The organism is Paenibacillus andongensis (assembly GCF_025369935.1).
Taxonomy (GTDB): domain Bacteria; phylum Bacillota; class Bacilli; order Paenibacillales; family NBRC-103111; genus Paenibacillus_E; species Paenibacillus_E andongensis.
On record NZ_CP104467.1, the window covers coordinates 6,749,311 to 6,764,279 of the forward strand.

Annotated in this window: 12 protein-coding genes; 1 reads left to right on the top strand and 11 read right to left on the bottom strand. The window is 47.3% G+C overall.

Annotated elements, in window-relative coordinates; all coding sequences use genetic code 11:
* Positions 1 to 5: 5 nt before the first annotated feature.
* From NYR53_RS30160 to NYR53_RS30185, 6 genes are all read right to left on the bottom strand, one after another.
* Positions 6 to 755, bottom strand: coding sequence for a DUF2705 family protein (locus NYR53_RS30160; protein WP_261302724.1), 750 nt, complete (start codon positions 753 to 755; stop codon positions 6 to 8).
* The gene (locus tag NYR53_RS30165) at positions 748 to 1,485 is read right to left on the bottom strand and encodes an ABC transporter ATP-binding protein (RefSeq protein ID WP_261302725.1); all 738 of its coding nucleotides are present in this window, start codon (positions 1,483 to 1,485) and stop codon (positions 748 to 750) included. The genes NYR53_RS30160 and NYR53_RS30165 overlap by 8 nt, the downstream gene beginning before the upstream one ends.
* A 66-nt stretch (positions 1,486 to 1,551) precedes the next feature.
* On the bottom strand, positions 1,552 to 2,484 hold the full coding sequence (locus NYR53_RS30170) for a hypothetical protein (protein ID WP_261302726.1): 933 nt from the start codon (positions 2,482 to 2,484) through the stop codon (positions 1,552 to 1,554).
* 201 nt (positions 2,485 to 2,685) lie between these two features.
* Positions 2,686 to 3,849: a Ger(x)C family spore germination protein gene (locus NYR53_RS30175; protein ID WP_261302727.1), complete on the bottom strand. Its 1,164-nt coding sequence runs from the start codon at positions 3,847 to 3,849 to the stop codon at positions 2,686 to 2,688.
* Positions 3,846 to 5,297 (bottom strand): spore germination protein, encoded by a 1,452-nt coding sequence (locus NYR53_RS30180; protein WP_261302728.1) that lies wholly within the window; start codon positions 5,295 to 5,297, stop codon positions 3,846 to 3,848. Before NYR53_RS30180 ends, NYR53_RS30175 begins: the two co-directional genes overlap by 4 nt.
* Positions 5,297 to 6,388 carry a GerAB/ArcD/ProY family transporter gene (locus NYR53_RS30185; RefSeq protein WP_261302729.1) on the bottom strand — a complete coding sequence of 364 codons (1,092 nt, stop codon included), beginning with the start codon at positions 6,386 to 6,388 and terminating at the stop codon, positions 5,297 to 5,299. The genes NYR53_RS30180 and NYR53_RS30185 overlap by 1 nt, the downstream gene beginning before the upstream one ends.
* Before the next feature lie 203 nt (positions 6,389 to 6,591).
* Between NYR53_RS30185 and bluB the strand changes: the two genes are divergently transcribed.
* Positions 6,592 to 7,239 carry a 5,6-dimethylbenzimidazole synthase gene (gene bluB / locus NYR53_RS30190; protein WP_261302730.1) on the top strand — a complete coding sequence of 216 codons (648 nt, stop codon included), beginning with the start codon at positions 6,592 to 6,594 and terminating at the stop codon, positions 7,237 to 7,239.
* 624 nt (positions 7,240 to 7,863) lie between these two features.
* Here bluB and helD read toward each other — a convergent pair.
* The 5 genes from helD to NYR53_RS30215 all read right to left on the bottom strand — a co-directional run bounded on the left by helD (position 7,864) and on the right by NYR53_RS30215 (position 14,941).
* Positions 7,864 to 10,164 (bottom strand): RNA polymerase recycling motor HelD, encoded by a 2,301-nt coding sequence (helD, locus tag NYR53_RS30195; protein WP_261302731.1) that lies wholly within the window; start codon positions 10,162 to 10,164, stop codon positions 7,864 to 7,866.
* 21 nt (positions 10,165 to 10,185) lie between these two features.
* Positions 10,186 to 11,157 carry an ABC transporter ATP-binding protein gene (locus NYR53_RS30200; RefSeq protein WP_261302732.1) on the bottom strand — a complete coding sequence of 324 codons (972 nt, stop codon included), beginning with the start codon at positions 11,155 to 11,157 and terminating at the stop codon, positions 10,186 to 10,188.
* A gap of 36 nt (positions 11,158 to 11,193) precedes the next feature.
* Positions 11,194 to 11,985, bottom strand: a complete 792-nt coding sequence (locus NYR53_RS30205) for an ABC transporter permease (RefSeq protein ID WP_261302733.1) — start codon at positions 11,983 to 11,985, stop codon at positions 11,194 to 11,196.
* Positions 11,982 to 12,758 (bottom strand): ABC transporter permease, encoded by a 777-nt coding sequence (locus NYR53_RS30210; protein WP_261302734.1) that lies wholly within the window; start codon positions 12,756 to 12,758, stop codon positions 11,982 to 11,984. The genes NYR53_RS30205 and NYR53_RS30210 overlap by 4 nt, the downstream gene beginning before the upstream one ends.
* 167 nt (positions 12,759 to 12,925) lie before the next feature.
* Positions 12,926 to 14,941: an LTA synthase family protein gene (locus NYR53_RS30215; RefSeq protein WP_261302735.1), complete on the bottom strand. Its 2,016-nt coding sequence runs from the start codon at positions 14,939 to 14,941 to the stop codon at positions 12,926 to 12,928.
* Between the last annotated feature and the right edge of the window lie 28 nt (positions 14,942 to 14,969).

Genomic DNA, 14,969 nt, shown 5'->3' on the forward strand with positions numbered 1-14,969 from the left:
CCGGATCAAATCTCCTTTTTATCAAACAAATAATATCCTGCTGTAAAAAACAATATACTACACGCCATCAAAAACATAAAGATGCTGCTCATCTTGCCAATGGCCATCGAACTGCCAATCCAGAGCATATGCCAATCTGTGTAGGCTGTTGGTGAGTAAGTTGCAATTTGCGGTATGAAAAAAGCGGCTACTTTAAACGCCAAATAAAGAAGAATGCTCACGGTCAATGCGGAGCTGCTGCTTGAGAAAAACTGCGCAAGAAACACGGCTGCAATACTGAGCACAAGCAAAGGAACGAACGCCGAGCCATAGGCAAGGAACCACGTAATGACTGTGCGACCGCCTCCGAAATGTTGGAAAAATAAAGCAGACAAGATCGAAGCCAGCAAGGCTGCGATTAAATAAAGCGCAATGTACACGCCCAGTGCAATTTGCTTAGATGCGAAAACTTTAAACCGTGTGATGGGCCGAGTGAGTGTATTTTTCATCGTGCGTTCACCCATTTCACCAGCGAATACATCCGCGGCTCCCATGAACACGAACAAAGGCAGGAATATACTCGTAAACAATCCGAGCATGACGATAGGGAAATCACCCGATGCAATGGCTCCAATGCCGATGCCGTTTTGAAAGCGTGCAAGCAATAAGCCTGCAATAACCGGAAGTAACAGCGTAACAACTAGGAAGAATATGGTTTTTTTCTTCGATGCGAGTTTGATCGTTTCATTCCAAACGTTGGCGGTTAAGCTATGCATGGGCCGCGAGCCTCCTGACTTCCTTGATTTCGCGCAAGTACGCTTCTTCCAGCGTCGCGCTGCCTTTGGCTAATTCAGAGATGAGTCCCTCACGGACAAGCCGCCCTTGATGAATGATGCCCATGCGATTGCACATCAGCTCCATTTCATGAATGAGATGGCTGGAGATGAGGAAGGTAATTCGCTCTTCACGCGCTAAGTGCATGATGATTTCCCGAATATGAACCATCCCTTCAATATCGAGCCCGTTGGTCGGCTCATCGAGAATAAGCAATTCAGGCTTCGACAGCATCGCTGCCGCTAGTCCGAGCCGCTGCTTCATCCCCAGTGAGTAGCCAGCAACCTTTTCGTGCTGAAAAGGGGTGAGTCCGACAATCTCCAGTACTTCGTCCACTCGCTGCTTGTTGGTCTCAGGATAAAAGCGCGCCGCTAGCTCCAGATTCCGCTTGCCGCTCATATAGGTGTAAGCTTCCGCTGTTTCAATCAGCACGCCAACCTTCGCCATTGCCTGCTCATAATGAGTAGATACATCATGGCCGAACAGCTTCACTTCGCCTTCCTGCGCTTTTGTTAGACCAGTCATGATCTTCATGACCGATGTTTTACCAGCGCCATTGGGACCGAAGAAGCCGTAGATATCGCCTTGCTGCACCGTCATATTCACTTGATGGATGCCGCGCAAATTTTTATAAGTTTTCGTGAGGTTCTTAATTTCTACTACCGGTTTCATGAATGGGCCGCCTTTCAGAATGAAGGAGGAGGTCAACGAGCGTTGAATCCTCCTCTAGTCGTTCTATTAATGTTTCTCTCCCCAGTTTTTGTGGGAATTCTCATCAAACTTCACATTCTCCACTTGTTTTCCGGTCAAATCAATCGTATCCGGCGTTGTCGTGTTCAGACTAGATAGTGACATATCCACACTCAAGACCACATCATGCGCTGCACCCTGAGCATCTTTACCGGAAATATGAATTTGTGCCGTTTGATTCGTAATGTGGTTATCCGCATCCACGCTAGCGTTCATTTCGACCTCATCCATTTTGATGTCCGTTACAAGCTGAGGCAGACTGTTTTTGAGTGTCGTTACATCTACACCAAGGGTATCCGCTTTAGCCGGAATTGGACGGTGACTGTTCTCTGCCGTGCCGTGTTTAATAACCAGCGAGCCAATCGTGTTCACAACAGGTGAAATCTGACTACCGGAAAGTTTGAAATGAATGTCCTTCACATTACCAGGTGCTTCACTCATCGTTACATAGTTCTTCAGGTTGCCAACCAATGCATCGACTACATTTTCCACTTCGCTAATCACTTGCGGGTCAGGTGTATGGTTTGCTTGGTCATGCCCTTTGAACTTGCCTGGCATACCTTCACCTTCCAGCACTTTATACACTTCGGAATCCTCTGTTTTTACAATCTGCTTCCCATCTTGGCTGTAGAAGTGAATCGTTTGCTCATCCGTTCCGCTTTTCACGTTGACTACCGCGCTGCCCGCTTGATCGACGCCAGTGCTCTTGATGGTTGATTTCACATTGAGTAATGAAGCCCCATTGTCTTGTAGAGACACATTCACCTGGCGTGTTACATTCTTCACCGCTGCAGTTTGTTTGAATGCTGATTTGAATGTCTCATACCCGGGAGCGTCTCCCACACCTGCATATACTGAGGTCACTAGCATCATGCTGCCTACCGCAACGCCTAATCCCATCATCGCTAACTTCTTATTCATATCTTATTTCCTCCGCGTATTCATACGCTCTATCTAATTTGGATGCGTTCCTCGCTTCCATGTATTCATCATATCCCCTCCGAATTAACTGCCTCTAAATCACCTATTAACCGTGCCTAAAACAATTCTTAAATTTTTATAAAAAAAGCCTCCAAAACCGCAAAATCTGCGGAGATGAAGGCTTCAAATATGGATCAATAGCTAGTACTGCTGCTCGTATTCTCTCATCTTAAGCATCCCGGAATGGGATAGCTGGATATCTACTTTTATATCGCCTAATTGATAATTTTCCAGCGGTTTCTCACCGTTAGTTGTAAGCTTAGACCACTCCGGAAAAGCTTGCTTATATAGCACATGCTCGAGCTGATAGATATCCGTATCATGCTTTCTTCCCTGCTTAAACGTTTGGTCGATTTCCTCTATGATTTGTTTGGAGATCTGATTTTTCAGCGTACCTTCATCCACATTTTCTATCAATTCGGCAACGACTGCCTTGGCTTCGATATGAATATCGAATAGGGGGTGATCTCCATTCATTCGCGGCGTAATGCGGGCTTTAGGCTTCTGAATAGTAACAGATTGTTTTGCCTCCCCATTTATATAAACGACCATAGGCGTACGGACGGTGCTGTTTTCTAACCAGCGCGCTCCTTTGAACTGATCCTCTGATAGCCATTCCACGTGATTTTTTTTAGCTATCGCATAGACTCCGCTTACTTCTAATTTAGGATCTGGTTTTTCATTTTTCACCCATACATCCTTGCGAATGGCCAAGGTGGGCATCATTACAGTGTTCCCAGGTTCTCTAGTTTGCGCAGCAAACCTGAACAATTTGAGCGGACGAATAAAAGATCGTTGAAGGTAATTATCTTCAGGCTGCATAAGAATAGAGGCCAAAGGGGAGACATTGAAAAAAGGGATGACCGAAAAAATCGTCTCAATCGGCTCATCCGTACTATAAACCCAAGGGGTAAACCTTGTTTCCCCATAGCGTACTGAACTGTCCGTAAATTTGCCTACACCTTGCTTCAGGGCCTCTCTTGTAAAAACATAAGCGCCCACATGCCCCCAAAAGGTTCGCTGCTGTATGGTTTTGTGCAAATGGGCGAACGCCGCACTAACCGTATCCCCTTCCTTTTGTCCGACCCAAATCGCAGGGGTTTGCCCTCCTTTACCGCCCTCCTGTTTAGCCACGCTGGAAAAGTCTAACATTTGACAATACACCACGTAACGACCTTTTTGATAATCGAAGCCTACCGCAGTAATGTAATTCGTGTCTTGGATCGTCTTCATATCCCAACACCCTGTCTGACTAACCAGAAGCAGCATTCCGATGGCCAGTCGTCCTAAACCTTTCGTTATCACGAAGACTCCCCACCTCGGCGCGTGTCATCTTTCGGATGTAATGCTTTCGGTCTTCGCTTCATTTTGCTCCACGGCTTGGCCAAAATGGCAGGGATGATATCCCTAAACTGAGGCGGCGACAAGGGCGACAAGTAAGGAACACCGAACGATTCTAATGTGGATAAATATAAAACGAGCCCCATGAGGGATACCATAAATCCGTAAATACCGAAAATTGTGGATATCAACAAAATCATGATCCGGAGCACGGTAATCGTTCCCGCTAGCGATTGGTTCACTAGGGTGTACATCGATATCGTCGATATGGAGGTCACTACTAATGTTGTAGGGCTCGTGATTCCCGCGCGTATTGCGGCGTCCCCAACAATTAGCCCACCTACAACAGTAACGGTTTGTCCTACCACCTTGGGCAGCCGCGCTCCCGCTTCACGGAACAATTCGAAAAGCAGCAGCATGATAATAAAATCCATCGGACCTGACAAGGGTAATCCTAACCTGGATGTAGCAATAGTGGCTACTAAGGGAAACGGGATTTGGTCCAGATTAAAGGCGGATAGTGAAATCCAAAAACCAGGCAATAATGCTGACACGATCAACCCGCCTATCCGCAATACACGTTCAAACGCGACATAATAGTACGGGGAGTGCACATCTTCGGGGGATTTCAATATATACATCAAATTCGCTGGCGCAATAAGAACCATGGGGGAACCATCCACGATGACCGCGAATCGTCCGCGCAGCAAGCTATCAGCTACATAATCAGGTCTACCCGCATAATCCAAAAGGGGAAAGAATGGGTATTTCGTCCCTGACATCTCTTCTTCTAATTGCGAGCTGCTAATCAGGGCATCAACGTTAATAGCTTGAAGCCGCTGCTTTGCTTCCTGGAGGATATTCGGATTTATTACATCGCCAATATAGAGAAGAGCTACAGAAGTGTTACTTCTCGTCCCGATTTGCTTTTTTTCAATGCAAAGACTACGTGTCAGCAAGCGTTTGCGAACGAGCGCGATATTCGTAACGATGCTTTCTGTAAAGGCGTCTCTTGGACCTTTGATGGATGTCTCTGTACTTGATTCCTCCGGAGAGCGGTTGGGCGGCGCAGAAATATCCAGTGCATACAGCAATTGCGTCTCTTCGAAAAATAAGATCAGCGATCCTGCATACAACGAAACCGTCATCGATTCCATGGCATTAGAACCCGTAATTTCAATCAATTGAAGCATCGTATTCACATCAAGCTTAGACGCACTCATATCCAGTTCATTTTTGAATAGACCTTCAAGCTTAGGCAGAACGAGATTCTCGATATGATCCATATTGGTCATACCTTCACAATACATGAGTATCACTCGCCCCTTCGGATGAGTATCCGATAATCGGTAAGACTTCACGATGACATCGTCAGACAACGCAAACCAATCTCGTAAATCCTGCTCATTCATTAGGCATTCTTCTCCTTTCGTTTCCCCGGCAGGATAGACATCACAAGCAAGACAAGAAGCATGCTTAAACCTACACCAAACATGATGGGATAAAATCTATTTTGAATCAGATGCACCATCTGGTTGTCTGTAATTGGGTACAAGCTCGCCGCTAGAAACAACAGGCTAATCCCTAACAGGACTAGGGTCCTAGTGCGCTTCTTTTGTATACCAATAACATCCACACTAAGAAACATGAACATCGACGTCCGGACACAAGCCCCTGATATCCATTGGAAAATAGACAAGAAATCTAAGTGGGAAATATATTTCCCCAAGGTAATCATGCGCCACTGTTCAAAGGCAGGATACCTTAGATCAGCGGCTTCAAAAGGACCGAATATGGCTATAGCGCCCGTTAACGGTCCAATGGTAAGTCCAATCATACATGCTGCAAGAATGAATAAAGCTGAGAGCCGAATGCGCGTATCTACATGATGCTGGAGGAATAAAATAGCTAGCAGTTCGAAGGAGGCGCCACAAGTTAACATGATGGATGTAAGTGTAGGTCCATAACCGTGTGTAAATAGAGGTGTAAGCAGGCTGTAGTCTTTATTTTGGAAATTAGCTCCCATCACAAAATACCCAAGCAAAACTACTATCGGCAGCAATATGCCTGAGGTGATTGCAATCGCCCGCAACCCAGATCTCGCTGCGAAGAAGCAAAAGAACATAAACAGAAGAGCAATTAAGAATGGCGGTGTTCGAGGTAAATAGGTCACATGTGTCCATGTCACCATATCTTTTATGGTTATTACCGAATGCGCAAAACAAATGGCAATAAGACCTAGTTTGAATGGAAAAACGACCACTTTCCCAAATTTTTGTTTGATCCACTCCATCATATTCTGCTGTTTCGTACGATTAACAACGATATAAAGCAGACATACCCATAGGAGCAAAGGAATCAGAGATAACGCTGCGCCAACCCAGGAATCACGCTTGCCGAAATGAAGCAGCACAGGAATTAATATGACATGGTTCGTAATGCCAATGGATAGGATTAAGATAAAATATAATTGAAGCGCGCTAATTTTCTTGGATCCGGACATAATCTAATCTCCCACATTGGTATTAGGTGGAAACTTTTTATAGTTAAGATTTCCAATTGATGTGGATTTATGCGGTGCGATAAATTAGATTTAGGCGCCTATCGAAATTAGGTCTTCCATCGATTGCAAAAAGAGAAGCGAGGGTGTAAATTTAATGAATAATTACATAGCACGGGAGCTTAGTGAAGGGGTGAGGTGAAGGAATGTTTACGGAAGAAGAAAAGGAAGGCTTGTACAAGAGCATTTATACCAGGAGGGATGTACGAACATTTTTATCGGATCCTATCCCGGAAGAAACGATCATGAAATTGCTAAATGCAGCGCACCATGGTCCTTCAGTGGGATTCATGCAGCCCTGGAATTTCATCATAATCTCCACGGATAAAGTGAAAGAGCGTTTGGCTTGGGCGGCAGATAAAGAGAGACGAGCTTTGGCCATTCACTATGAAGATACGCGCCAAGACGAATTTCTCAATCTCAAGATCGAAGGCATCAAACAGGCCCCAATCACGATTTGTGTGACATGTGACCCAACACGCGGCGGTTCTCATGTTCTTGGGAGAAATTCTATACCAGAAACCGATATCATGTCCGTTGCTTGCGCGATTCAAAACATGTGGCTAGCCGCATGTGCAGAGGGATTAGCGCTGGGCTGGGTAAGCTTCTATAAGAAAAACGATGTGCGAGATATCCTAGGGATACCTCCTCATATTGATCCAGTCGCTTTGCTATCAATTGGATTCACTGAAAATTATCCAGAGAAGCCCATTTTGGAAACTGCCAATTGGGAAAAACGCAGGAGCCTGAGTAATCTGATATTCAGCGAGACTTGGGGACATTCAAAAAGTTGACCGTCCGATCAAAAACCCATGCAAAACCAAGCTGTATCTTTTCGGTTTCCAGCAAGTCAAACAAATAAACTTCACGGTCTGCTGACCAGGCTGCCCAATCTGCCCAGCCCGACCAGCCTCGACCTGCAAAAAGTACATCTCATTTTAAAGGATTTGCCGTTTTCAAGGTACTTACCTGTAAAACCTGCATCTCATTTGCTCAAAAAGCGCCAACAGCGGATAAAGTGATCATTTTAGATGTATCATTTGCAGGTCATCCCCAATCATTCTACTTTTTGTATGTTTTATCATGTATAAAATGCAGGTTGTTCATCCCCTGACAGAAGGTAGTTGCTTACGGACAACTTGTAGCTTTTTGTTTTTTTCCTTTTTGCTTGCCGTACCCCAAAACCCCATGTCAAAAAGCCGCCCTCCGATTCATCGGAAGGCGGTTTTTTGCATTCTATTTTTATTTATTAGAATGTTGCAAGAATGATGACCAACAGAATGTACAATACCAATACGACTGCTGTGTTAGAATATCCAACGCCTGACATGGTTATTCCTCCCTTCTGCCTGCTATAACCTTTTCTTGTTGCTCGATATATCCTATGTCGGGCAGGGCAGATATGTATGGACGAATAACTATTTATTCAGGAGAAAAGGTGTTAATTCACCTAGATAGAACACGTCTAGGTGATGAAGGGCACGGGTACAAGCGGTGTAAAACAGCTTGCGCTCCTTCGCTTCCGCGTAGACAGCCGCCCCGGCATCGTAGAGAATAACCGCGTCGAACTCGAGCCCTTTGGCGAGGTACGCCGGCAGGATCATGACGCCTGCCTCATAGTGCAGCGTCTCTTTGGTGATCCGCGCGAGTCCCGGCAGCAGCGGCTTCAGGCTGGCGTGCGCGCGGCGCGTCTCGCGCTCGGTCTTGCAAATGATCGCGACGGAGCTTGCGCCGCCGTCGCGTCTAGCGATTGCCGCCTCAGCCACGAGGCGGCTGAGCTCGGTCTCGTCCGCCGCGCGTAGCACACGCGGCGTCTCGCCGCTGCGGCTGAACGGCTCGATCGGCTCGCCGCCCGGCAGCACGCGACTAGCGAAATCGACGATTTCGCGCGTCGAGCGGTAGCTCTTGACGAGGCGGATCGTCTCCGTCTCGTCTTCTTTCATCAGCTCGCTAATGGAGCTGTACTCGCTCGTTTGCCCTTCGCCATCCGTACCGCTGCTCGCGTTCGCATGGGTGAAGATCCCTTGATTCCAGTCCCCGAGCAGGGTAAACCGAGCTCGCGGGAACAGCTTCTTCAAGTACGCATAGTGAAACGGCGAGTAATCCTGCGCCTCATCCACGAGACAATAACGGATGGTACCTACGCGCAGTTGCCCCTCAACGAGACCTTTCAAATAGACAAGTGGTGTCGCATCTTCGTAGTGCAGCATGCCCCTAGCAAGCGCGTCAGCGGTAAACGCGCTGATCGTGTCCCAAGCAGCGGGTAAGCGCTGCCCCTCATCGTGCATGAGCTCTTGATGCAGCTCACGATTTGTATAAAGATCTTGATACATCCCGAGCACGTCCACATAAGCGAGCTTGCGCGCCTTCTCCTTAAGAGGAGCAATCGCTTTATGCGCTTTGACCTTGCTCATCTTTTTCATCTCTGGCTCGGTGCCCACATATTTCGGCTCCCGTACCATTTTACGATAAAATCTCTTCTGTACATCCGCTTGAAACTCATCCAGCTTCTCCAGCATCCACTCTGATAATTGTTCCATCCGTTCACCCAGAGCAAGAATGGAGGACTTGCTGTAAAACCGTTCGCTAAGCTCATCGGCGGTAATCAACACTTTCTTACCTACCGATAGATCTTGGAAACGGATTCCGCCACTTTTTAGCTTCTCTCCATAAGCTTCAATGACACTGAGGAAAGCAGCGGACGTTTTGTAATGAATGCTTTGCAGCCGCGCCGCATAGGCGGGATCTTGATCCGTTCCCGTAAGAATGAACTCCAATTGATCGTAGGGATCTTCCAACGTCAAACCGGTTTCGCTTAATTTATGTGTTAAATAGTCTTGGAATGTCGTCTGCTGCATGGTAGCTTCGCCTAGCTCCGGCAGTACGTGAGAGACGTAGTCGCTGAACAGGGAGTTCGGCGAGAACAGAATCATATTGTCGGCGCTTAGCGTCGTCCGATATTTGTAGAGCAAATACGCGATGCGCTGCAGGGCGACAGAAGTTTTACCACTGCCGGCGGCCCCTTGCACGACCAGCACCTTGTGCCGATCATCGCGGATAATTTGGTTCTGCTCGCGCTGGATCGTCGTGACAATACTGTGCATCTTCTCGTCGGCGCTGCGGCTCAGCATCTGCTGAAGCATCTCGTCACCGATGGAGATCCCCGTATCGAACACATCCTGCAGCACGCCGGCTTTGATAATGTACTGGCGCTTGAGCATCAACTCGCCGCTGACATCCATCTCCGGTGTCCGATACGTCGCCGGGCCCGGCGGGTAGTCATAGAACAGGCTCGCAATGGGCGCACGCCAGTCATAAATAAGAATTTCATCCGTTTTGGCATCTATAAAAGATGTCAATCCGATGTAAATCTTCTCGCGCTCCTGCTCACCGCGTTCCTTGAAATCAATGCGGCTGAAATACGGCGCATCGACGACGCGCTGCAGCTTACGCAGCGCATCCTGCGCCAAGCGATAACTGCGTTCTTGGCCCTGCAGCACATGCTCCTGCTGGGCCATACTCGCCGCCGTCTCAATCAAATCATCCGCATTATCCGCGTTGACCGAGATATCATCCCAGAAACTGCGGCCAATCGCTGTCGCTTCCGATCGGCGTTCATCCACCGTTTGGCGCAGCTCTTCAATTCGCTGTTGTATATTTGTACGTACAGAGGCAACGCGCTGCGTTTCCCTCTCCCGTTCTTCGTTCTCGATAGGCATACGGTCTCACTCCACTTCAATCTAGTTATATACACCGTGGATCACCTCTTCAAACTCAGGCTCTTCCATATGTACGTCATCCATATCGCCCCAACTGCTGACGATGCGCAGCACTTCCATCGCCTTGAGCTCCTGGCGGTTGCACGCAATTGTGAGACAATTCGCTTCTTGCTCCACTACACGAAATGGAAGTTCCCAGCTAGCAGGAACTTGGATTTCACCTCGATAAGTGACCTTCATCATCGTTGGTAAGCCAATGCGGTCCCGCAGCTCATCAATCGAGCCGTCGTAGCCGATTTGCCCATGGTTGATCACGATGACCCGTTCACACAATTGCTCGATGTCATCCATATCATGCGTAGTCAGCAGAATCGTTTTACCGAAATCTCGATTTAACGTCTGAAGAAAGCCGCGAATATTCCGCTTGGCCACAACATCCAACCCGATGGTCGGCTCATCCAGAAACAAAATATCCGGATCATGCAGCATCGAAGCCGCCAAATCGGCCCGCATCCGCTGCCCAAGAGACAGCTTCCGGACAGGCGTGTCCATCAGCTCTTTCAGTTCGAGAAGCTCTGTCAATTCGCCTAATCTGCGGCGGGCGGTGCTTTCCTCCACGCGATACATGGCCGTAAGGATCTCATAAGAATCCTTCACCGGCAGATCCCACCACAGCTGACTACGCTGGCCGAAAACAACGCCGAGCTGCCTTACGACTCGCCTTCGATGCTTCTGAGGACTATAGCCGTGAATGAGCACTTCACCAGAGGTGGGGTGAAGAATGCCAGTGAGCATTTTGATCGTCGTCGACTTTCCTGCTCCATTAGGTCCAATATACCCGACGAACTCGCCAGATTCAATCTCGAAGCTTACATCGCGTACCGCTTCCTTCTCTTTATAGGCTCGTGAGAACAAAGTTCGAACACCGGAGAATCTGCCTTCTTTGACTATCGGAGTTTGAAAGGTTTTGCGCAAATTCGTTACAGTAATCATGTTTCTTGTGATCCCTCCTTTTATTTGGCCCTCGAATTAACTCCCCGTGCTTTGATAACGCGATAATCCTAGTTTCCAGAAGCGCATGGCCAGCCAGAGCGCAGCAATTGAAACAGCAATGGTTCCTAGCAGCATCCAGATGCCGCCTTGATGTCTAAGCAAATAAAGGGTAGGTATGTAATTGACGAATCCAACTGGAACAAGCACCAGCAGCGCGCCCTGCAGCCACTTTGGATACAAGGATAGCGGATAGCGCGCCGCGGTTTGGGAAGCGTCTTCGGTCATATTTTGCAGGGATTCGATCCGGGTCAACCAGAAGCCAGCAGCCGCTGTCGCTAAACCGATGGCGAATAAAATAATGGCACCCGTTAGGATAATTAACACCGTTAAAGGTACGGCTGACCATCCGATTTGTCCAGTAGCCATTAAGGTTTTCATAGCAATAAAAAGTAAGATGAGTCCTTGCCCTACTTCGGCAAATAACAGTCGTGAATTTTGCGTCATCAGCGCCAGCAGCACGGGGACTGGCCGTGTGAGCAGCGCATCCAGATCACCGGATACGAGATATTTCTCTAGATGATGCACATCGGAAGCCAGCGTGCGATATATCGCTTTGGATATCATCATAACCCCGTACAGATAGCACACCTCGTACAGTGTCCAGCCTTTGATATTGCCAAAACGCATCATCACCAGCGCTACCATCAGAAATTCTGAGAGATGTACAAAAGAAGCCATCACGGTCGAAAAAATGAAGTTAAACTTATACTGCATTCGGCTTCGCAAGCTCGCCTTGATCAGCAGCATATACAGCCTTACTGACATCATCCGCCCTGCACCTCCAGCTTTCTGCGAACTCCCTGCGTAACTACCAGACAGACACAAGTAAACCCGATGCCCCATAGAAGAGCGCCGAGCACAACCGTTCCTTGTTCAAGCTGCATGTAGATTCGAGTTGGGTAATAGAGTAGATAGGGGTATGGTGTGTAAAAGCTAATCGTGCGGAGCCAACCTGGCAACCATTCTAGAGGAATGAAAAAGCCGGAGAGCAGCATACTGAAGGAATAATTAACCCAGTAAAACCAACGTGACTCTGTGGTCCACAAAGCTGCAACACCTATCAAATAGTTCGTACAAATGGAGATATATGCCGCCAAGACGAGCGCAATCGCTGTCCAGCCATAAACCGAAGCGTGATGTGGAAGCTGTAAGGAGAAAATGAAGTAGTAGAGGGCATAAATCGGGATAAATTTATAAAGAAACTGATAATATACCTGGCCCCATTCCCGGCTCATCGCCTGATAGAATAAGTGTACCGGCCGCATGAGATCGACCGCGATTTGCCCGGTGCGCACCGATTGCTCGAGCCCGAGCCCATTCGTCGTGAACTGCGTAATCCAAAGGATCGCCTGGTTAAAAGCAATATAACCTACAATCCCTTTCGCACCGTACTCGCCTAGTGACGAATCGCTCCCCAAGCCAGTCCAGATGCTAGCATAAATAAAGCCAAACACCGCACTCACTGCATTGTGCAGCAGATGCGAACCGCGATACTGCAAATTCCTCGCATACGCCTTGCGCGCCAAAACCGCGAAAAGCATAAAACACCTCCTGAGCTGTTTTGATCCTTATCAACTAGCTTTTTTGCAGCCGCCGCGTAGAGACGGAAGTCTATATTACCAAAATTCCCCTAACCATGGCAATGATTATTTTTAAAAACGAAAAAGTCCCCGTCTCGCTGCTCAAAGCAACAAAATAGGGACTTCTCTTACTGCGCGCTCACCGGCTTATCCGGCGGGGAATTGCTGCTTAATCCCGCAGCTTGCGGAGGAGCATTTTCATTAAATTCAGCGTTATAGCTATCCTGAGTGGTTTTCGTCAAATAGTCATGATCGATATGCTCAGCCAAGTACTGCTTGCCGAATAGTAAATCGTACTGAACATTCCTGTAGTCATCACGGAGTGCTTGCGCGGATTCAGGGACTGCAGCATGGAGTTCTTGATTCTCATCAACAACAAGATTACTTAGTAGTCCTGGCACTTGCGCCGCTAATTCGGCATTCAATTTGAAATTAGCCGGTTTTTCCATATGCAGCATATCCAGCACGTGGGCGCCGAGGAAGGAATCACTGAGCAGTGGGATGTCCTGCTTCGGCATATCGAAGTTCGACCAAGTCACAAGCGGGATGCTGTGCATCTTCTTTACTTCTTCCAGCGACCAATCATTCGCGTTGCTGGTTTGGATGAAGCCTGCTTCTTTATATACTTGATAATCTAATCCCAGCATCGGCAAATGGTCTCCATAGAATACGATCATCGTCGGTTCATCCGATTGTTGGAAATGATCGATCAGCATTTGTAAGCTTTGATCCGCGTCGTGCGCGCCCTGCGCGTAGGTCTCAAGAATCGATTTTGCTTCAGGCGTTAAGTTACCTTGCGCTTTGAAATGATTTTCTCCGTACCGAGGTTCATCATAGGGCCCGTGATTTTCCATCGTTACCGTGTACATAAACATTGGATCCTCAGTTTTATCTACTTCATCAATAATGCTTCTAGACACTTCGGCATCCGAGATAAAGTAACCCTTCATTTCGGGATTCACAAAATGTTCACTGCTCTTAAAGCTTTCGAAGCCTAATTCCTTATAGACCGAATTACGGTTCCAGAACCAGCCTTCATAGGAGTGAATCCCCATACTTTTGTAGCCCTGATCGGCAAAATAGCTCGCCAAGCTCGGTACAGGTTTCGTTATATATTGTTGATACGGAATGGATCCTCCTGGCAGGAAGCTCATCGAGTTCCCCGTCAACACTTCGAATTCCACATTGCTGGTACCGCCACCGAATTGGGGGGACAATAGGTAGCCGGATGTCGACTCCTTCTGTAAACGGTGGATAGTGGGCACCGGATCTTCACTGAACGTCACATTCGTTAGCAAAGTAGGATCCCAGAACGCTTCACTCATAATGAAAATCACGTTCGGTTTCTTCCCTTTTAGAGAATCCGCATCTGCGGACTTTTTCATTCCTGCCTTTTGCGTGCCTGCCTCCTGGAGGTTAGCTGCAACTGTGGCAATACTCTGATCACTGTACGTTTCTGGCTTTTGAACGATCGAATTTTTGACATTAAGGGTGAAAGCTAGGGCTAGTCCATTGTTCGCATAGTTTTCTTTCTGATTCCACACAATTTCGTTTACACCCAAATGGTCAAGAATTTTGCCAGCTAAAGGTGTTTTGATTGCAAATGCATATAAGGCATAGAGCGAGAACAGCCCTAAACCAATTCGACTGATGATAGAAAATGATATGCGCGGGAGTATCCATTTTAATAAAAATACAAGGATGACTGCGATAACCACAGCTCCGATTCGGAGAAGTGCGGCTTTCCCTGTTACGAGCGAAGCTATATCCATACTTTCTTTATTCAGTAAAATATCCCACGGGAAGAACGGCTCCCCAATCATTTTCACCTTCATATAAGAGATCAATGCCATAAGGCCAAGCAACAAGGTTGTGATGGATCCGGAAATAGCTAATGACCCTACAACCGCATAAATGAAAGCTAATAAACAGAAGGATAGTCCAACATTTAATAGAAAAAGTGACTGGTTGGATGTTATCCATTGGGCCGTTTCATGCAAAGTACCGCGTTCAAGAAGTTCCATTCCGACAACAGAAAGTAGTGGTAAACAAATCATAAATAATAAAAGCGAAATCGTCGCTCCCAGACGGTTTGGTCTCATCTTATTAGCAAGATGGTTCCGGGGCTTCAAATTCAAGTGCATATTGCATCACTCTCCTCTTGCCCCTATT

What these genes read in the sequence shown, in the direction of transcription:
- NYR53_RS30165 (WP_261302725.1), bottom strand. Translation starts at nt 1,485, where the DNA reads ATGAAACCGGTAGTAGAAATTAAGAACCTCACGAAAACTTATAAAAAT.
- NYR53_RS30170 (WP_261302726.1), bottom strand. Translation starts at nt 2,484, where the DNA reads ATGAATAAGAAGTTAGCGATGATGGGATTAGGCGTTGCGGTAGGCAGC.
- NYR53_RS30200 (WP_261302732.1), bottom strand. Translation starts at nt 11,157, where the DNA reads ATGATTACTGTAACGAATTTGCGCAAAACCTTTCAAACTCCGATAGTC.
- NYR53_RS30160 (WP_261302724.1), bottom strand. Translation starts at nt 755, where the DNA reads ATGCATAGCTTAACCGCCAACGTTTGGAATGAAACGATCAAACTCGCA.
- NYR53_RS30185 (WP_261302729.1), bottom strand. Translation starts at nt 6,388, where the DNA reads ATGTCCGGATCCAAGAAAATTAGCGCGCTTCAATTATATTTTATCTTA.
- bluB (WP_261302730.1), top strand. Translation starts at nt 6,592, where the DNA reads ATGTTTACGGAAGAAGAAAAGGAAGGCTTGTACAAGAGCATTTATACC.
- helD (WP_261302731.1), bottom strand. Translation starts at nt 10,164, where the DNA reads ATGCCTATCGAGAACGAAGAACGGGAGAGGGAAACGCAGCGCGTTGCC.
- NYR53_RS30215 (WP_261302735.1), bottom strand. Translation starts at nt 14,941, where the DNA reads ATGCACTTGAATTTGAAGCCCCGGAACCATCTTGCTAATAAGATGAGA.
- NYR53_RS30205 (WP_261302733.1), bottom strand. Translation starts at nt 11,985, where the DNA reads ATGATGTCAGTAAGGCTGTATATGCTGCTGATCAAGGCGAGCTTGCGA.
- NYR53_RS30210 (WP_261302734.1), bottom strand. Translation starts at nt 12,758, where the DNA reads ATGCTTTTCGCGGTTTTGGCGCGCAAGGCGTATGCGAGGAATTTGCAG.
- NYR53_RS30180 (WP_261302728.1), bottom strand. Translation starts at nt 5,297, where the DNA reads ATGAATGAGCAGGATTTACGAGATTGGTTTGCGTTGTCTGACGATGTC.